Annotated in this window: 15 protein-coding genes and 2 riboswitches; of the genes, 7 read left to right on the top strand and 8 right to left on the bottom strand. The window is 37.1% G+C overall.

What is annotated here, in order from left to right; translation table 11 throughout:
• Positions 1 to 24: 24 nt before the first annotated feature.
• From ACQKOF_RS17485 to ACQKOF_RS17470, 4 genes are all read left to right on the top strand, one after another.
• Positions 25 to 816, top strand: a complete 792-nt coding sequence (locus ACQKOF_RS17485) for a putative hydro-lyase (protein WP_427559703.1) — start codon at positions 25 to 27, stop codon at positions 814 to 816.
• 648 nt (positions 817 to 1,464) lie between these two features.
• The gene (locus tag ACQKOF_RS17480; RefSeq protein WP_427559659.1) at positions 1,465 to 2,895 is read left to right on the top strand and encodes a PLP-dependent aminotransferase family protein; all 1,431 of its coding nucleotides are present in this window, start codon (positions 1,465 to 1,467) and stop codon (positions 2,893 to 2,895) included.
• A 173-nt stretch (positions 2,896 to 3,068) separates the two neighbouring features.
• Positions 3,069 to 3,518 carry a YfmQ family protein gene (locus ACQKOF_RS17475; protein WP_427559656.1) on the top strand — a complete coding sequence of 150 codons (450 nt, stop codon included), beginning with the start codon at positions 3,069 to 3,071 and terminating at the stop codon, positions 3,516 to 3,518.
• Between the two features lie 316 nt (positions 3,519 to 3,834).
• Positions 3,835 to 4,962, top strand: coding sequence for a DUF4261 domain-containing protein (locus ACQKOF_RS17470; RefSeq protein ID WP_427559653.1), 1,128 nt, complete (start codon positions 3,835 to 3,837; stop codon positions 4,960 to 4,962).
• Positions 4,963 to 5,217: 255 nt separating this feature from the next.
• Here ACQKOF_RS17470 and ACQKOF_RS17465 read toward each other — a convergent pair whose 3' ends face one another.
• The 3 genes from ACQKOF_RS17465 to ACQKOF_RS17455 are packed head-to-tail and all read right to left on the bottom strand — an operon-like array spanning position 5,218 to position 7,736.
• A complete protein-coding gene (locus tag ACQKOF_RS17465; RefSeq protein WP_427559650.1) occupies positions 5,218 to 6,072 on the bottom strand; it encodes an SDR family oxidoreductase in 855 nt (284 codons plus the stop codon).
• The gene (locus ACQKOF_RS17460; protein WP_427559647.1) at positions 6,069 to 7,097 is read right to left on the bottom strand and encodes a polysaccharide biosynthesis protein; all 1,029 of its coding nucleotides are present in this window, start codon (positions 7,095 to 7,097) and stop codon (positions 6,069 to 6,071) included. The genes ACQKOF_RS17465 and ACQKOF_RS17460 overlap by 4 nt, the downstream gene beginning before the upstream one ends.
• 39 nt (positions 7,098 to 7,136) lie before the next feature.
• Complete coding sequence (locus ACQKOF_RS17455; protein ID WP_427559644.1) at positions 7,137 to 7,736, bottom strand: glycosyltransferase family 2 protein; 600 nt, start codon at positions 7,734 to 7,736, stop codon at positions 7,137 to 7,139.
• A gap of 288 nt (positions 7,737 to 8,024) precedes the next feature.
• On the opposite strand from ACQKOF_RS17455, the gene ACQKOF_RS17450 reads away from it, so the two are divergent.
• Positions 8,025 to 9,122 carry a glycosyltransferase family 4 protein gene (locus ACQKOF_RS17450; RefSeq protein ID WP_427559641.1) on the top strand — a complete coding sequence of 366 codons (1,098 nt, stop codon included), beginning with the start codon at positions 8,025 to 8,027 and terminating at the stop codon, positions 9,120 to 9,122.
• A gap of 335 nt (positions 9,123 to 9,457) precedes the next feature.
• Here ACQKOF_RS17450 and ACQKOF_RS17445 read toward each other — a convergent pair whose 3' ends face one another.
• The 5 genes from ACQKOF_RS17445 to ACQKOF_RS17425 form a co-directional block, all read right to left on the bottom strand.
• On the bottom strand, positions 9,458 to 12,955 hold the full coding sequence (locus ACQKOF_RS17445) for a S8 family peptidase (protein WP_427559638.1): 3,498 nt from the start codon (positions 12,953 to 12,955) through the stop codon (positions 9,458 to 9,460).
• A gap of 285 nt (positions 12,956 to 13,240) precedes the next feature.
• On the bottom strand, positions 13,241 to 14,077 hold the full coding sequence (locus ACQKOF_RS17440) for an energy-coupling factor ABC transporter ATP-binding protein (RefSeq protein WP_427559635.1): 837 nt from the start codon (positions 14,075 to 14,077) through the stop codon (positions 13,241 to 13,243).
• Positions 14,077 to 14,847 (bottom strand): cobalt ECF transporter T component CbiQ, encoded by a 771-nt coding sequence (gene cbiQ / locus ACQKOF_RS17435; protein WP_427559632.1) that lies wholly within the window; start codon positions 14,845 to 14,847, stop codon positions 14,077 to 14,079. The genes ACQKOF_RS17440 and cbiQ overlap by 1 nt, the downstream gene beginning before the upstream one ends.
• Before the next feature lie 3 nt (positions 14,848 to 14,850).
• Positions 14,851 to 15,123 (bottom strand): energy-coupling factor ABC transporter substrate-binding protein, encoded by a 273-nt coding sequence (locus ACQKOF_RS17430; protein WP_427559629.1) that lies wholly within the window; start codon positions 15,121 to 15,123, stop codon positions 14,851 to 14,853.
• A 1-nt stretch (position 15,124) separates the two neighbouring features.
• Entirely contained in the window at positions 15,125 to 15,871 is a 747-nt protein-coding gene (locus ACQKOF_RS17425; protein WP_427559626.1) for an energy-coupling factor ABC transporter permease, read from the bottom strand.
• 143 nt (positions 15,872 to 16,014) lie between these two features.
• Positions 16,015 to 16,199: riboswitch (cobalamin riboswitch) on the bottom strand.
• A gap of 228 nt (positions 16,200 to 16,427) precedes the next feature.
• Positions 16,428 to 16,612, top strand: a riboswitch (cobalamin riboswitch).
• 136 nt (positions 16,613 to 16,748) lie between these two features.
• Here ACQKOF_RS17425 and ACQKOF_RS17420 point away from each other — a divergent pair.
• Positions 16,749 to 17,120 carry a (2Fe-2S) ferredoxin domain-containing protein gene (locus ACQKOF_RS17420; RefSeq protein ID WP_427559624.1) on the top strand — a complete coding sequence of 124 codons (372 nt, stop codon included), beginning with the start codon at positions 16,749 to 16,751 and terminating at the stop codon, positions 17,118 to 17,120.
• 4 nt (positions 17,121 to 17,124) lie between these two features.
• Complete coding sequence (gene cobJ, locus ACQKOF_RS17415) at positions 17,125 to 18,795, top strand: precorrin-3B C(17)-methyltransferase (protein ID WP_427559621.1); 1,671 nt, start codon at positions 17,125 to 17,127, stop codon at positions 18,793 to 18,795.
• Positions 18,796 to 18,808: the final 13 nt, after the last annotated feature.

The following is an 18,808-nucleotide window of genomic DNA, read 5'->3' as shown; positions in this document are numbered from 1 at the left end:
TTTATAAGGGGTGAAGAATTGATGATGACAACATATAGTGCTTTAGAACCGAATGAAATCCGTAAACTTATTCGCAATCAAGAAATCTCTGGACCAACTTCTGGCATGTCGATTGGGTTTACACAAGCAAATTTAGTGATTTTGAAGAAAGAGCATGCCTTTGACTTTCTACTATTTTGTCAGCGAAATCCAAAGCCATGCCCATTATTAGACGTGACAGAACCTGGATCATTTATACCTTTAAAAATTGCTAAAAATGCAGATATTCGCAAGGACATTCCGAAATATCGTATTTATCGGGATGGTGTTTTAACGGAAGAAGTATTAGATATTACAGATTTTTGGGAAGACGATATGGTAGGTTTTTTAATAGGGTGTAGCTTTACATTCGAAACACCTCTACTTGAAGCAGGTATTTCAATAAGACATATTCAAGAAAACTGTAATGTGCCAATGTATAAAACAAATATCGCGTGTGAAAAAGCAGGTGTGTTTGAAGGACCAACTGTTGTCAGTATGCGCCCTATGACACCAGAGGATGCGATTCGTGCAATCCAAATTACTTCGCGTTTTCCAAATGTACACGGTGCTCCGATTCATATTGGTAGTCCAGAACAAATAGGTATTATGGATATTTCAAAACCAGATTTCGGTGATGCCGTGTCCATTAAGCCAGGGGAAATACCAGTATTTTGGGCTTGTGGCGTAACCCCTCAGGCAGTAGCTATGGAAAGTAAACCTTCTATTGTAATTACCCATGCACCGGGTCATATGCTAATCACTGATATAAAGGAAACAAGCTTGAGTATACTTTAATGTATGTTCGAGGGTATCTATTTATTTTTCTGCATAAGTAAGCGTCAAGAGGTTGGGGCAAAACCAATTTCTGAAATCTAAAAAGCTGGTGAAATTTTATGCGCATAAAATTTCACCAGTTTTGATTTTTTTATAAAAAAGGACTTACTTGGGACACCACAAATACAAACGAAAAAGTGCCACGGTGTCGTTCGATTCATGGACCTTAAGGGTAAAGAAATCCTGTCGTGACAAACGTGACTAGTTTGCCGTATTACCCTGGGGACGTACAGTTTATAACGTTATACTTAGAGAAAAAATAAGCATTTTCGCTTATGATTCAATTTTACAGTACTCGGTCAATCGAGTTTCTGTATTAATGGATTGTGCGTGGAGGTGCTTTTTTCTTTGCCCTAAAAGAAGGGGATATTTGAAATTCAAATAGTACAACCGTTATTGCAAGTTAGAAAACATGAAGAAAAACGAGATGATTTAGCAGTTGAAAAAATGAGGATTGATTATTTAAGTGGATGGCTAAAATAAAAAGAAGTGGATGGTTCATTACAATTGAAATAATATTAATATATAATCTTTTACCAGGAATAACACTGCTAAAAGAAGAAAGCGAGATTTTAAGCAAGTTTGAAGGAACTAATGAGGTGAGTATATATGGATTGGAAACCTGATAGACAAGCGAAAAAAGCTATCTATAAACAACTCGCAGAATATATGGAAAAGGGAATTGCAGATGGTACGTTTCCACCTGATAAACCATTGCCATCAGAGAGATATTTAGCTAGTGCTTTAAATTTAAATAGAAGTACTGTCGTTCATGCATATGACGAATTAGAATCAATGGGGCTAATTGAAAGAAATAGAGGCAGTGGTACTACAATCAGTAAAGATATATGGGGTATGACCAAAAAACGGATTCCTAGCTGGAATAGGTATATTGAGGCGGGTTCTTTTTTACCTAGTCAACCTGTAACGCAAAAAATAAGAAAAGAAGCTGTTGAACATAAATTAATAAATTTAGCTTCCGGTGAATTATCTGAAGAACTTTTCCCGAAAAGCTTTTTAAGCGAGATAACGTCAACACGTTCTTTTATTGGAAGCCTAGGATACGATCATCCACAGGGGAATGAAATCTTTAGAACTACCATTACAAAACACGTGAAAAAAAGTCGGGGAATTGAAACTAATCCTTCTTCAATACTTATAACATCAGGAGCGCAACAAGCATTACATTTAATTGTGCAATGTTTGTTAAAGCCTGGAGATGCAATAGCAATAGAAGATCCTTCTTACAATTATAATCTTCCAATTTTTAAATCGGTAGGTATACAAGTACATTATCTACCTGTCGATAAGGATGGAATGAACCCAGAAGATTTGCAGTTATTATATAAAAAACACCGAATTAAAATGATTTTTTTAAATCCATATTTTCAAAATCCAACGGGCTCCTTATTGAATAAAAAGAAAAAAGAAGCGATTTTAGACATATCCTCAAAGCTTGGGATTCCAGTAGTAGAAGATGATCCTTATAGTTTAACAGCTTTTTCAGGAGAAAAAATCTCTACCCTTAAATCAATGGATAGGAATGGCAACGTATTATACATTAGTTCTTTGTCCAAAATTGTTGCATCAGGATTAAGAATAGGGTGGATTATAGGTCCAACATCTGTGATTGAAAGATTATCCGATGCGAAACAACAAATCGACTTCGGGCATTCTAGCTATACACAATGGATAGCGAATGATTTTTTAGAATCAGAAAATTTTCATATTCATATAAAAAGTTTAATGAAGGAATTAGAAAAAAGGAGAGATAAAATTGTAAAAAGCCTAGATACTTATTTAAAAGATCTGGTGGAATATTCTATTCCTCAAGGTGGTATTCATATATGGTGTAAAATACTTAAAAATTATAATGAAACCCAATTGCTTGAAGAATCCATTAAAAGAGGCGTCATTTATGTTCCTGGTTCTACACTGGGATCCAAAGATGGTTTTGTTCGTTTTACTTTCGCCAAGGAAGATGAAGATTCAATAGATGAAGGAATCAAAAGGTTTGCAGAAGCTCTTAATAGTTTATAGCCAATTGGATGACTAAAAATGTGTTAGAATGGATATTTCAAAATATTTATCCCTAAGATAAATGGATGGCCAAAAAAGTATCAAATTGGATGGTTATAAAAAATATAAATCCCTTATCATTGAGAGGTGGATGATAAATCATCGATATAGCCTACTGAAAGAGTTGATATGATATGACATCTGGTTTGATTATTACACTAGTAATTGGATCTATTATTAAATTGTTAATGAGCCCTCCCAGTATAGCTGTGGCATGGGGAGTAAGTAAATTTGAACTGCATAAAAAACTTGATGCTAAAGATGTAACGGTAACATTTAACGGAACGAATTTAGAAGAGGAAGAAAAAAATAGATTTACAGACTATTTTAATAAAGCTTCCTTTTTAAAAAAATATTATATATTTCCAGGCAATGAAAAATTATTTCTACAGCCAGAGACTAATGTTACTCCATTTGTCATCAACGTAAAAAGAGGCAAAAAAGAAGACGTTAATTTCTTTGTTTTTAGTTACGACAATCACGTTGATGTAGTCAAGAAGTGCAAGGAGAAGGTTGTTTCATATAGTATTAGTTCTGAATATCTACAAAATTTCTCCATTTTAACTACAAATACAAACCATTGAAAAAAGGTTTTCAAAAAATTAGGGGTTCGGTCGGGGCTTCGGTCACTGATGTAGAATCCCTTTTTTATTACCCTGAAAATTACGCGAATATAGTACTGGAATTTTCTTCTGATTCAATTGAATGGAGGATTTTTTTATGACCAAAAAGTCGGATTTTATTGCTACCCATCCTAGCACTCAATACTTGATGAACGACTTTCTATAATAAAAATAGGAGTAATCTATCATAAGTGGAATAATTCTTGCTTCACTATTTCTTTACCTAAAAGGTGGTATAATAATGGTGGAATAATACATTCATAAAGGAGGGAAATTAATGACAGCTCAACAACAAGCAGCGATGCAATCCATGATTGACTGGCTTGCAGATGAACGTGAACTCGGGAAACAACCCAGCAAAATAGAAATTGCAGGAGAATTTGATTTACATGATATGCACTACTACATATTTAGGTATAAAAAAGTGATGCTCGGAAAATGGCTCCTTGGCGTATGTGGAGGCTATGAGGACCCGTCTGACACCGAGCATTGCGGCCATATATTCAGCGAGATGCAACCCTATGACCCTGCGACTGCAGAGCAAGAAGCTGTAAAGATGGTAGAATTAATCCGAGAATACTGGCTGCAGCAGGCTGCAGCATATGAAGCTGCCCAATCCATGGAGGACGAGACGGAAACGCAAGATAATGGATCTGGTATTTTTAACGGGTTCGTTCTGCTTAACTCTGCAGAATGTGATATTGATCAGATAAAAGCCAACCTTTTGAATGATTGGAACATCTCTTGCTTGTCGGCAGAGGATGAGGAAAACGCCGAAGAAACAAAGGAAGGAACCCTGGTCTTTGAAGTGGACGACTGCATGTTAGCGGTTAGTTTTGTCGCTGCTCCAGTACCAGATGGTGAGGCTGAGTATTATGCACAGGGAAATTACATGTGGAAGGAAGCCGTGGAGGTTACTCAAACGCATGTTGCTCAAATCATCCTGGCTGCATTTACCCGCTCCGGCTCCCCGCTGGACAGTGGCAGGCTCTACACTAAGCTGGCGGCAAGTTGTTTAAAGCTTCCTAACGCAATAGGGATCTATACATCTGGCACCGTATTCCAGCCTGAACTTTTTCAGGATATGGCTGAAGTCATGAAGAATGACGACATGTTTCCTTTACTGAATCTTGTTTATTTCGGCCTGGTCGGAACGGAAAAAGGGGTAGATGGATATACTTATGGGTTAAAAGCCTTTGGCAAGGATGAAATTGAAATTCTGGACAGTCAAGCAACTCCTGCCGAACTGCGTGATTTTTTAATTACGATTTCCGGATATATAGTAGAAGAGAATGTCACTTTAAGGGATGGAGAAACGATCGGCTTCTCAACAGAGCAAAAGCTACCGATTTCCCGTTCTGAGGCAGTTTATGTCGATGGGGATACTCTCAAAATCAAATACTAGTCTTACGCCAAAAAGGCACCGTAGGTAGTGAACCCCAAAAGTTAGATTTTTGGTCTAACTTTTGGAGTGCAGTTCATAGCAGGAGTCTTTTTTATGCTGCATAATCAAAAATACTTTGCTTAACTAATAGCGAATTTCCAACCGTAAGTGAGGGAAGAATACCATCTTTTTCAGTCTTTAAGATGTCAGCTACATGGTATTTTGAAATGCTACTGCCAATTAAAATACCTTTTACAGCATACTAAACTTCCAAATTCATTTAAAATAATGAGGATACAATTCTTTATGCTGCCACATCCAGTTTTTCATCTCAAGTATCATTTCTTCATAGCTAGGTACAGTAAATGAAAAATTTTTTCGTGTATTAATTAGTGTTTTATCAATGTTTACGAGCTGATATGGTCGAATGATTACTTTATTTTCCTTGAAATGCTTATTGAATAATTGCAGTAGATCAAACTTTGAAATACTGCTATTGTTGACGAGGTGGTAGAGGCCTGTTGTCCCTTCAATTGCTGCACGTTCAATGGCTTTTGCTAATGTTAGGGTAGTAACTCCCGTCCATATTGCTCCAGTATAGCCGTTAATAGTATCTTGCTGCTTCATAAACCAATGAAAGAGGCCAATGCCAGCTTCTTTCATATCAGGGCCGATGATAGAGTTACGAAACGTTAGGTGTGGAGTGCTTTCAATTTCCCCTAAGCCCTTCGTACGATCATAAAAGGTTTCTCCGTCGAGAAGGCTTTTTTCATGATAGGGGGCTGCTTTTCCTGAGAATACACAATCCGTACTCAAATGAATAAGCTTTGTTTTCTTGTTTTTTAATAAAGATACGATGGCATGAGGCAAATAACTATTGAGATATATGCTTTTCTCACGGTCGGTTTCACAGGCATCATTTAAAACTCCGATACAATTGACTACAACATCGTAGTCGTGGTCTAGTAATAGTGACCTTAAAAAATTTGTATCTGAAATATCTCCCGTAATATTATTTCCGTATGAAAAGGCTGTTCGTGAATAGGTAGTTACATCATGCCCTTGAGAGCACAAATAGAGTGAAATTGTGTGGCCAGCCATTCCAGTAGCGCCAAGAACTAAAAATTTCAAGGTTTTCCTCCCATCCAATTATGTAATTCTTCTTGAACAAGAGGGAGCTTTAATAATTTTTCTTTTATTTCAGCGACGGACAGTATTTTCGTATTAGTAGAATTGTATTCATCGGTTAACGTAATTTTAGGGGAGCCCTCATCAAGATATTTTCCATAATTTAAATCCCGATTATCTGCAGGGATTCTATAAAAATTCCCCATATCAATGGCCTTTGCAGCTTCTTCTTTTGTTAATAACACTTCGTAAATCTTTTCGCCATGCCGTGTTCCGATAATTTGTATCTTATTTTGAGCTTGAAAAATTTCTAGTAAAGCCTGTGCTAAATCCTCAATGTAAGCAGCTGGTGATTTTTGTACCATAATGTCCCCGTTGTCAGCGTGTGAGAAGGCGTATAAAACTAGTTCTACTGCCTCATCAAGACTCATCATAAAACGTGTCATTTTTGGATCTGTAATAGTTAAAGGCCTGCCAGCTTTAATTTGTTCGATAAATAAAGGGATAACAGAGCCTCGTGAAGCCATTACATTTCCGTATCGTGTACCGCAAATCAATGTTTTATCTGGATGAACCATTCTTGACTTAGCAATAAATGTTTTTTCCATCATAGCCTTCGATATTCCCATTGCATTTACTGGATAAGCAGCCTTATCAGTAGATAGGCAAATAATTTTTTTAACACCTGTTTGAATAGCAGCCGTTAAAACATTATCAGTACCAAGGATGTTCGTCTTAACTGCTTCCAGCGGGAAAAATTCACAAGAGGGGACTTGCTTAAGAGCGGCCGCATGAAAAACAAAATCGACATCATACATTGCATTGTGAATACTTTGGATGTCACGTACATCGCCAATAAAAAATTTGATTTTCGGATGTTGATAGAGTTTACGCATATCATCTTGCTTTTTCTCATCTCTTGAAAAGATGCGTATTTCCTTAATGTTGGTATTCAAAAATCTCTTTAATACCGCATTACCAAAAGAGCCGGTACCCCCTGTAATGAGAAGAACTTTATCTTTAAACATTATATTGTCTCACACCTCTTACATGCATGGAGTAATGATTCATTTTAATCCTCTTCGATGTAAATCGTATTCAGAATTTTCCCTCGGGAAGTTATACCAGTATGCCAATTCATTTGTATATTTGCTCGTAGGGTTTTTATCCATTAAGGCACAATTAAAATCCCAATCCCCGGCAATATCTTTTCTTATAGTAAAGGTTGCATCACCTATAAAACTTCTTCGAATAATTTTAAATTGTCCAGGTAATGTGTATCGATTAGATTCATCTTTTATAAATGCATAGCCGGCCTTTGTTAACATGTTGTAATAGTAAATATCAAACTGACCATCTACTTGGGCTAAGACGTTTCGAATAGCGGGTAAATAGTGATCGTCACTATCAATAATAGCTATATAATCACCTGTAGCTTCTGCGATACATCGATTATAGGCTACACTAGCACCCAAATTAGTTGGATGGTTAATTATTTTTAAGGCAGGACAGTTTTTTTGATAGTCCTTTAATATGGCTACAGTATTGTCGGTTGAGCCGTCATCGCAAACGATAATTTCATAGGCATATTCTTTCGGGATACTTTCTAACATTGTCAATATCCACTCTTCACTATTGTAGGCAGGTGATAAAAAGCTAATATTCATAAAAAACCTCGATTCTTTTATAGTTATTAGAAATAGGCGTAAGTAGGAGTTTTATAAAGTCTACTGCTGTTAGCTTTGATTGACATAAAGGATTCTTTATTACAATATGCGTTGCAAGAGTTGTTCCGTAGGCAATTGTTTACATTCGTTAGTTTTTAAAAGAGAGAGCACTTTAATAAATAAGGTGATTTTACTAGTGTATTTATGGTACTTATACTATTCTTTTCACGTTATTCAACGAGAAATCATAATTTAATGAAAGCACTTCATTATAAAAAGGGGGATGTTATGTCAAAAAAGATAGCCTTCATATGTAGCGTGGAATCGTATAAGCTCTCCGACGCACATATTTTCAAGGATTTGTGCCTAGTTCCTATTTTGTTAGGTGAATATTTAGGATATGATGTTAGCATTTTAACAACTGAAATGAATGAAGCATTATTGAAACAAACCTTTCCGACTGTCACTTTTCAACATATCCCGTTTGAGGATGACTATGTTGCTAATATGAATACCTATTTAATAGAGCATGCGAAGGACATCGATATTGCATTTGCGATAGGGCCGTATCCATCGTATTTGTCGATATTAAAAACCTATAAAAATTTTAATCCGAACGGAAAAATTTATATGAAACTAGATGTTAATCGTTTTTGGTTAAACCGATTAAAAACCTATCCTTATTTTTCAGAGTTACTCCAGCTTTGTGATGTACTTTCCTCTGAATGTGAATCCATTCAAAACTCTATTCATGAATTTTCGAATTTAGATATTAAACGTATTCCTAACGGTTTTTATGAGCTGTTTCAAACAGAGCCAGTTTTATTTAACGAGAAAGAAAATAGAATACTAACGGTTGGTCGTTTAGATGCTCCTGAAAAACAAATTCTTTTAGCAGTAAAAGCATTTTTAGCAGCACAACTTTCAGATTGGGAATTTCGGTTAGTAGGTCCAATGTCAGAGGCGTTTAGACAGGAACTGTTGAACGTACTTGATGGAAACCCATTTGCGGCACAGGTCACTATTATGGGACCGATTTATGATAAGGTGCAATTGGAGGAGGAGTATAGAAAGGCTAAAATTTTTTGCCTTACCTCCTTAGTAGAATGCTATGCTCATGTCTTTGCTGAGGCTGCAAAAAATGGTTGTTATATCGTTACGACTGATGTAGATGGGGCTGCGGATATTACCCACAATCAACGCTACGGGACAATTCATCCGACACATGATTGGCAAAGTGTTGGACGGACATTGCAGCAAGTAGCAAAACAGGAAGTTATATTGGCATATACATGCGAACATCTCCAAGCATTCGCAAGAGTGGAATTAAATTGGAAGCATATTGTGCAAAAAGTGGCCGAATATTTAGAGGAAAAACCAAGTTAAATTAGGTCGAATAAGAGGAAGGATAGATCATCTCTAACATGCCATTATTATAAGATGATTGGAGGGAAGACAGGGCGACTCCTTAGGAATCAGCATCATAGATGAGAGCCAGTAGGGGAAAAGAATCACACGCCCCAGAAAAAGCACCTAATCGGAACGGGAAATAAACCCCTCGTTATGGTGAATTAATGTACAAAAAAATCCCCTAGATTTTTCATCATCTAGGGGATAATCCTTCATTTTTTTGAAAACTTAAATCGTGCCGCTATTACACTACCTTCAACCGAAAAGTTTATTCTTCTACTAAGTTCGTTTTTTCAGTCCAAGGGTATATCTTATTTTATTTCTAGTGTATATGGTTGAGTACTAGCTTTGCCGTAATATTCACTTACTTCAATATAGTAAGTTCCTTTATCCAGTTCGACTGTTCCTACTTCATCATCTCCAGCACCGTAAAGATCTAAAGTTTCTACTGTTTTTCCTTTTGCATCAATAATACGGATGACGCCATCTAGTGCTTTTTCTGTTTGAAGAGAGAAGAACACATCGCGTTTGCTGTCGTTTTTAAATTCAAAATAGTCTTTATCACCAAATGGAACACCAGCATTTAGATATTGAGTAGCTACCCATTTATCGTCTTTTTTCGTAAGAATAGTTGGTTTTGTCGGTATACCATTAACTAATTTGGAATCAGCATCTTCATCTACTCTTTTATGATCAAACAAAGTTAAAGTATATGGTTGGATTGATACTTGTCCAACATTGCTTCCGTTAAGAACAATAAAATATCCGTGATCTTTTTTTGCTTTAAAAGAAGTATTTACATCTGTTGTCCCTCCAAGACCGAGTAGCATTTGAAGGAGGTCTTCAGCTTGGCCAAATGGAATTTCTGTTGCCAATTCTTCTGGATCAATTTCCATATTACCATTAGTATCTTCAATAATGGAGCCTGAAAACTTTAAGTCATTTTGAAGTTCTTTAGGTAATTGATCTAGCTGTTCTTTTGTATATGGTTCAGAAGAAATAAGAAGACTCATGACTTCATCGTTGCCCTTTTGTTTATAGTAGTAGAAATCAGTATCATCTTGATAAATGAGATGATCTTTATAAGCGATACCAGGTTTAATCGTTTTTGCAGCTATTGGTGTGTTATTATTTCTATTATCGTCTTCTGGAATTGCTGCCATTTTACTTGTTTTAAGTGTGTATGGTTCAGCGGAACGGTCACCAAGATTCATTACTTTTACTACATAGGTTTTGTCCTTTTTCAATGCAATTGTCTTAGCATCGTTTGGATCACTTGTTGATCCAAGAAGTAGACTGAGTAACCCCATATCATTACTTAATGAAGAAACTGGGATTAATCCATTTGTTTCCTCATCATATTCAAATATAGTACCAGCTGGTGACTGGTTCATACCTTTTTGAATTTGGAAACCATATACGGCATCTTCTTTAGCTGTAAATGTGAAGTAATCTTCATCATCTTCAGTTTGGAAGTATGCTTTTTGATCTTGACCAATATCAAAACGAATCGCTTGGTCCATAATTTGGCCAACGTCTTCAGGTTGTCCCATAGCATCTGGATTCATGAATATATTCATGAAATCATTTAGTTGATTACGTTTTTTTGTTTTATATTCAGTTAAAGGTAAAATATCCTTTTGTATGTTGTTTTCTAGCATTCCTTCATTTAATGGAAGACCGTCTTCGTCTTTAGGAAGGGTAACGACTTCACCTTTTAATGTGTAAGGAATGATTGATTCACTAACAGTTTGCTCAGTATCAATACCGCCGCTAAAGAACATTTCAAGTGAAAAATTGCTACTGTTTTTATTAGATACGCTTATTACATACTCTTCATCTGGCACAGCATCGACAACCAAGTTTACTCCATCGCCTTTATCCGTTCCATAAGATGTTCGGATTGGATATGCCTCATTTAAACCTTCAGCATCGTCTTCCTCTGTTGGTACATTAACTAAGTCTTCTTTTCGATAAAGCTCCATGGATGCTGTAACACCTGGAATACCAGTCAAATCAAATTTCAATGTCGTTGGTTCATTCACTGAAAATGTAAAATAATCTTGGTCACCTAGATGATCTTCAGAAAGTAGGGTATAGTTTTTCCCTGCTGTACTGAATGGGAATTTTTCAATCTTCTCCATATGTTCCATATCTAAAGAATCAATTGGTAATTTTTTAGTAGTTTGAGCTGTGAAAATGTAGTTAGATTCGCCCTTTGAGCTATAGCTACCATTATGATCCTTAACTCCAACAAGAAGGGTTCCCTTTTGATCTGCTTCATATAGGTATCCTTCTTGCTTGCCTACGCGAACATCATTGACGTTAATTGGTTTTACTTCTTCGTTATGGCCTTCAGGGTAGAAGTATAAATCAAATGCATAATCGTATTTGTTTGCACCTTTTAATGTCAGTTGAGCATATTCATTTGCGTCTAGATCAACCTTGTACCATTTCTTTTCGTCCGGTAACTTGAATTCACCTTTTTCAGTATTTAATGTATCCTTTTTAAGGACTTTTGCGTTTTTCAAGCGCTCTTCTTTTGTTTCAGAATACTGTTTTGGTAGATTTTTAATATTAAACTGTAATGCTTTCACAGGATCTACAAGGCCATGTCCATATGTAAGATCATAGCCCTTGTCACCTAAATCCTTTGCTGACATTTCGAGAATAGCTTCTATTTCATAAGGCTTTAAATCTGGATATTTTGATTTTAATAGGGATGCCACACCTGCAACAACAGGAGAGGCCATCGATGTTCCGCTAAATTTTACAAAGGAGGATCCTTTTTTCTCATCATAAACTGAACTATATATATCTTCGCCTGGAGCTACTAGATCAACCGATGGGCCGTAGTTTGAATAGCTTGATAGTTTGTTTCTATCATTCGTAGAACCTACACTTATAACGCCTTCGAATGAAGCAGGGAAGGAGTAATTATCTGTCGATTCATTTCCAGCAGCAGCTACAATGGTAATTCCATTATCAATCGCTTTCTGAACGGCTTCCTCCATTAATGGAGATTCACCATAGCCGCCAAGACTCATATTGATAACATCGGCGCCTTGCTCAATAGCGTAAAGGATTCCTTGTGCAATGGCGAAATCACTAGCACCATCTTTTCCGTTGAATACATCAATTGGAAGAAGCTTGGCATTTGGATTAATCCCATGTCCTCCAATCCCATTATCTTTTGCCGCTCCAACAATTCCTGCTACATGTGTTCCATGCTCACTAGGATAAGAAGTATTGGCAGGTGCTGCAGCATTATATGGTGGTAGCACTTGAGATTTTAAATCTGGATGTTTAAAATCCACGCCACCATCGATAACTGCTACTTTTACCTCGTTGTTACCTGCTAATTCTAGTGCTTTATCAATTTGAAGAAGATTCAAATGATACATATCCTGTTTCTTTGGATCTACTTCAGTGCCAAAGGAATGATACACGTAGCTTGGGGATACACGTTTAACCCCTTTTTGCTTAGCATAATATGAAACTGCTTTTTCTAAATTTGTTCCTTTGTTAAGTTGGATAACATCGTAACCTAGTGAAGGAATAGATCGGATCACTTTTGAGCCAATTTTTTTGTGCACATTCTTATCAAGACCTGAATGTTTGACAATAATAGTATCCTGACTAATCCAGTCATTTTGATTCTTGAATGTTTGTTCCTTATTGCTAGCTACTTTCACTAACTCTTGGTTCTTTGCTGTTTTTTGAGGTGCTTCAGCAAAGGCAGATGTAGCAGGAACCATTAGTGCTGCAGACGCTACTAAAGCGATTGATTTTTTTGACCAGTTTTTCAACTGTTTTCCCTCCTTGAGTGTTCCAAATATTTGTGACATCTATACTATTACGAATGAGTGATAGAAAAGTTTCGTAAATGAGGATATATTTTTCAAAAATCCCATTCTATATTTTACCATTATGTTTTACCTATCGTAAAGATTTGTAGAAAGCAGATAGAATCCCCCCCAAGATCACTAAAGTAAAATTCACATCCTTCAAGACAACGGTTGCCATTCCTACTCGATTTGCGAGATTGAGTAGAAGAGGCCACAATTAAAAATTCCAACTACGGATAAATGGACTTATAGCTGTTCTATAAGTCTGTGTAAATCTTCCTTAGAACGAGGCATTTTGATGTTTTTCTCAAATAGTTTTTTGTTTTGTAAAGCAATGGCCATTTCGAAGACCCATGGGCGTTCAAGATGGGCTCTTTCAAGCAAATCCTCTTGGAAGAACATTTCAACTGGATCCCCATTATAAATAATTCTCCCGGCTTCCATCACGATTATTTGATCTGCCCATCCATAGGCTAATGGAATATCATGCGTAGCCAGTAAAATTGTTCGTTCACCGTTCTCTAACGTAGCTAAATACTGTAAAACTTGTGCACTATAATAATTATCTAGCCCAGCTGTTGGTTCATCTAATAATAAAACGGAAGGTTCCATTGCAAGTACTCCTGCCATCGCGACACGTTTTTTCTGTCCAACACTTAAAAAATGTATCGGTTTATCTAGCAATGCTTCGACTTCGGTTTGAGCGACAGCCCACGCAATTTTCTCTTCAATTTTTTCAGTTGTCCAGCCAAGATTCAAAGGTCCAAATGCAATATCTTGCTTAACTGTGCCAGAAAAAAGCTGGTTGTCTGCATCCTGAAAAACAATGCCAACCTGTTGACGCAATTCTTTTAATGTTTTTCTACTATAGTTCAGTTCTTTACCACAAAAGGATATACTTCCAGCAGTAGGCTTCAAAATACCATTTAAATGCTGGAATAACGTTGATTTTCCAGCTCCATTATGACCAAGTAAAGCGATTTTTTTCCCCTTTGGAATCTGAAGTGAAATATCTGTTAAGGCATGAGTTCCATCTGCATAAGCGTAGGATAAATGTGTTAAATCAAAGTACAAATCTGTCATCAGAAAAAACCTCCATAAATGATGAGGAGTATAAAAATAGCAGCAATACCTACCCAATTTTTCGTGTTATAGATAACATCATCTTGCCAATAGACAGTTTCGCCACCACGCGCTTCCATCGCATTGTTTAGCTCACGACTGCGTTGGAACATCTCGACAAATAAAGCAGCAATCAGCATTGATACTGAACGAAGCCACTGCATAGGGGAGCTGTATCCTAGACGAGCCTGCTGGGCAAGATGGATTTTCTGCATACTGTTTAAAAAGATAAAAATAAAACGATACGTTAGTTCTACTAGCTCTACAAATAGAGTTGGAAGTCGCCATTGTCGTAGCACGTAACAAATAGATTGGACTGATGTTGTGAGAATTAAAAAATACAAACAGCTAATGCTGCCAAGGACGATGAAAAAAAGCTGTTGCGCTGTCATGAGGCTCGCACTGCCGATAAAAATCGTCCAACTATTAAGTGAAAATGACCAAATGTGCGTTGGTAGTGTGCTAGTTGTTGGTGCTATAGAAATTAAAATTGACACTAAACTTGATAGTAAAAAAAATCCAGGTAGCAATAGTAATTTTGCATAATATTTTGTAGGAATTTTTGCGCCTAAAATGATAAAAACACTCATCACAATAAATGTAATGAGTGAAATTCGTTCATCTCTCATGATAAGCGACAATATAAGTAGTCCAAGGGATAACGTCATTTTTTCTAGCGGATGAACAGACGCTAATTTATTCAAATAAGCATACTTATCAATGAGTAACATCGTTTAACCCTCTTTATGTTTGCCGCGCATTAAGCCGATGAAATAGCCAATAAATCCAGCGCCAATAGCAGCTTGTAGTGCGAATAATAAGCTTTCAATTTCACCGCTTGGTGGCTCCCATAAGCTTTCAAACCATGGCTCGTAGTTTGCATCTATTTCACTAATTGCTGCTTCCGCTTCGCCGTCAGCCCCCTCGAATTCTGCACCTTTTTGAATAAATAGGGGAACGATCGCTAGTAACACAACAACTGCTAAGAGCAGTAAGTTTTTTTTCATTTTAGTGTGCCTCCTTTGTTGAGAACACACGTAGAGCTTTTAATTCACTCACATTGTATTTTTTCAGGAAATTCATAACGATCACTGTTAAAATTCCTTCACTAACAGCAAGAGGAATTTGTGTTAACGCAAAAATACCAGCAAATTTTGTGAATGAAGCCATAAAGCCTCCGACCTCAGAAGGGAAGGCAAGAGCTAATTGTACAGAAGTGACAACATATGTACCTAAGTCACCAAGCATTGCTGCTAAAAAGACTGCAAGGGAAAAGGATAACCCTATTTTTTGTGAGCCTTTAAATACATAGTAAGCGATAATAGGGCCCATAATTGCCATGGAAAAGGTGTTTGCACCTAATGTTGTAAGCCCACCATGTGCTAAAAGTAAAGCTTGGAATAATAATACGATTGTTCCGATAACACTCATCGCTAATGGTCCAAAAAGAACTGTTCCGAGCCCAACCCCAGTTGGATGCGAGCAGCTCCCTGTTACAGAAGGGATTTTTAAGGCTGATAGCACAAAGGCAAAGGCACCCGATAGACCTAATATCATTTTTGTTTCAGGATTTTCATCAATGGTTTTACGAATAGAACGTAATCCTAAAATAATAAATGGAATCGAAATGACCCACCAAAAAATCGCCCATTCGATTGGTAAAAAACCCTCCATAATATGCATCGCAAATGCACGATTTGGCACGAATAAAAATGCCAATAAGAAATAACTAAGCTTCCAAGCTGAGAATTTCAAAAATCTCTCCTCCTCACATTAATATTTTTCGAATTAGTATGCGAAAATAAAAAAACACTTCTCCAACTTTGGAAAAGTGCATAGCTAAAAAAGTAAATAAAATTCTAATCTGCTAAGCCGCACACCCATCCTCGTAGGTTGAAACGATCACATATTTTTCGGCAGGTCTCCTGGCTTTAGTTCAACGTTTTATAGGCCTTCCCATCCTTTGGACAGTGACATTATCTATAAAACTCTCTAGTACAGTGGCGGGACCGCGCCGGACTTGAACCGGCTTCCCTTTTAAGCGAAATGATGAACAATTCGCACCGAAAAAAGATGAAGTTGTGAGATTTCACGACAAAGTGTAACATGATTTTCCATATATATGCTATACTTTTTGTGAAAAAATTTTCAATTGAGGATCTATGTCGAAAATTCGGATAAATTGAAAACGAATGTGATATTTTTCTATAAAAAATTAATAAAAATGTCACAAATTAAAAAAGAAATATTGAATTTTTTAAATAATAAGATATGATAGAAACAGTTTTCTATTACATGAAAGATCATAAATTCATATAAAACATCCATAAGTGCTTGAATATTTTCAAGATAATAGGGAAATCGGTGAAAATCCGATACAGCCCCCGCTACTGTAATAGCTGATGAAATCGCGGATGCCACTAGTGAAAACTTAGGAAGGCGCGAAAGTAAAAAGAAGCTTAAGTCAGGAAACCTGCTTATGTGATGATGCATGCAAACTTTTCGGAGGGAGAAGTTGAAGCGAGAGCGAGTACCTGTATATATTCGTTTTTCTTTGGCTTCTACTACCTTTACTCTTCGTCTAGAGTAAAGGTTTTTCTTTGTCCTAAAAGCAAATGAGGGGAGAACAACTATGACAACTTGGAATTTAGAGGGGATGAAAACACATCTTTTTATTTGCAATGGTAGTAGCTGTATGAAAAAAGATGCTGAAGATATTACACAGGCAATTCGTGATGAAATACAGTTGCTAGCGCTTGATCAGGAAATACATACGACAAGGACCCGCTGTAATGGTAGGTGTAAGGATGCTTGTGTTGTCATTGCTTATCCTCAGGGGAATTGGTACCGTGTGCCGACAACGGAGCATGGGAAGGCACTCGTACAAGATTTAAATCATGAAGCGTTACATAATGAGCATGTTTTTACATTGCGTGAAGGTTCGTTGCAGCGTACAGCACAAACAACAGCCATTAAAGGCATTGAAAAGGTGAAAGAGGGGTAGCGAAATGGCGCAAAAAGGTAAGATTTTCGTAGTTGGCTTTGGCCCTGGAGACTTTAAACATATTACGACTCGTGCTGTGGAGGCACTACAACAAAGTGATATGATCATAGGCTATAAAACTTATGTTGAACTTATTCAGGATTTAGTTAGTGCAAAGTCGATTATTAGTACTGGTATGACAGAGGAAGTTTCACGTGCACAGGAAGCGGTGCGTCAAGCAGAGGCTGGAAGTATCGTATCGGTCATTTCCAGCGGTGATGCAGGGGTTTATGGAATGGCAGGATTAGTGTATGAGGTATTAATCGAGCTAGGTTGGACGGAAGCAACTGGTATCGAGGTAGAAATTGTTCCAGGTATTTCGGCTATTAATTCGTGTGCAAGTTTACTAGGTGCTCCCATTATGCATGACGCCTGTACCATTAGTTTAAGTGACCACTTAACACCTTGGAATTTAATTGCAAAACGAGTAGAAGCAGCAGCAATGGCGGATTTTGTTATCGCTCTTTATAACCCAAAAAGTGGACGTCGTACGAGACAAATCGTTGAGGCACAACGGATTTTATTAGAATATCGTTCCCCAGATACGCCAGTTGGACTTGTGAAGAGCGCGTATCGTGACCGTCAGGAAATTACGATGACTACTTTAGCAGAAATGCTTGAACATGATATCGGCATGTTAACAACAGTTATTATCGGGAATTCAACAACATTCTTCTACGACAATAAAATGATTACGCCACGTGGTTATCAGCGTAAATATACACTTGGTGAGGAAAAACAGCCGTTACGACCATATCAACGACTTAAGGAAGAAAATGAACCATGGGCGATGAATCAAGAAACAGGAGCAGCGCGTAATGATTTTGCGACCGATCCTAATGCCAATCGTATTAAGCCCAGTTTAGCCATAACACCACAACCAAAGCCTAGAAAATCATCACTGGAAATGGCGACAGCTGCTCTTGTAATGGTGAAGGGAACGAGCGCTGTGAAGGTATCACCTAAGCTTGTTCAACAAAAAATCGAATCTGTTTTTGAATTAGCAGTTAGTCCTGGGGTAGCTAATAAGTTTTTTAGTCCTCAACAAATGATGACGTTAGCTGAAGTAGTTGGTGAAGAAGGAACGATGGAGTATACACCAGACCATCAAATTCATTTGAAAATTCCAACGTCTGAGCCTGAAACGATTACCGCAAAGCTTCGTGAAGTTGGCTTTTTACTAGCACCACTTGGTGACGTGTTATCGTTAAAGGCTTGTGACTTCTGTTATGGAGAAAAGTTTGATTCGATTCCATATGCTGAAGAGATTCAAGAAAAGCTTGGTGGTATGTCGTTACCGAAAACATTAAATATTGGCTTTAACGGCTGTGGTATGGCGTGTTATCGAGCAGTATTTGATGATATTGGAATTGTTTATCGTAAAAGTAAATTTGATGTTTTTATTGGTGCCAAGCCGGTTGGTCGTACAGCACATGCGGCCCAGCCAGTTGTTGAGGGGTTAGAGCCTGATCAGCTCATACCACTTATCACAGACATTATCGAAGAATATAAAGCAAATGCGCACCCAAATGAACGTTTGTTTAAATACTTCAAGCGTGTGAAAAAGATTCTACATTTTACGTATCAGGATATGTCTTCAAAAATAAAAGTTGAGCCCGCTCCATGCGGCGACTAGTGAGGGGTAATGA

The sequence above is a fragment of the Lysinibacillus sp. NPDC093190 genome (genome assembly GCF_050280425.1).
In the GTDB taxonomy this organism is placed as follows: domain Bacteria; phylum Bacillota; class Bacilli; order Bacillales_A; family Planococcaceae; genus Lysinibacillus.
This window is presented reverse-complemented; position numbering and strand designations above follow the sequence as displayed.

Coding starts and splice junctions, on each gene's coding strand:
- ACQKOF_RS17420 (WP_427559624.1), top strand. CDS start 16,749: ATGACAACTTGGAATTTAGAGGGGATGAAAACACATCTTTTTATTTGC.
- ACQKOF_RS17440 (WP_427559635.1), bottom strand. CDS start 14,077: ATGACAGATTTGTACTTTGATTTAACACATTTATCCTACGCTTATGCA.
- cbiQ (WP_427559632.1), bottom strand. CDS start 14,847: ATGTTACTCATTGATAAGTATGCTTATTTGAATAAATTAGCGTCTGTT.
- ACQKOF_RS17460 (WP_427559647.1), bottom strand. CDS start 7,097: ATGTTTAAAGATAAAGTTCTTCTCATTACAGGGGGTACCGGCTCTTTT.
- ACQKOF_RS17485 (WP_427559703.1), top strand. CDS start 25: ATGACAACATATAGTGCTTTAGAACCGAATGAAATCCGTAAACTTATT.
- ACQKOF_RS17455 (WP_427559644.1), bottom strand. CDS start 7,736: ATGAATATTAGCTTTTTATCACCTGCCTACAATAGTGAAGAGTGGATA.
- ACQKOF_RS17430 (WP_427559629.1), bottom strand. CDS start 15,123: ATGAAAAAAAACTTACTGCTCTTAGCAGTTGTTGTGTTACTAGCGATC.
- ACQKOF_RS17470 (WP_427559653.1), top strand. CDS start 3,835: ATGACAGCTCAACAACAAGCAGCGATGCAATCCATGATTGACTGGCTT.
- ACQKOF_RS17450 (WP_427559641.1), top strand. CDS start 8,025: ATGTCAAAAAAGATAGCCTTCATATGTAGCGTGGAATCGTATAAGCTC.
- ACQKOF_RS17480 (WP_427559659.1), top strand. CDS start 1,465: ATGGATTGGAAACCTGATAGACAAGCGAAAAAAGCTATCTATAAACAA.
- cobJ (WP_427559621.1), top strand. CDS start 17,125: ATGGCGCAAAAAGGTAAGATTTTCGTAGTTGGCTTTGGCCCTGGAGAC.
- ACQKOF_RS17475 (WP_427559656.1), top strand. CDS start 3,069: ATGACATCTGGTTTGATTATTACACTAGTAATTGGATCTATTATTAAA.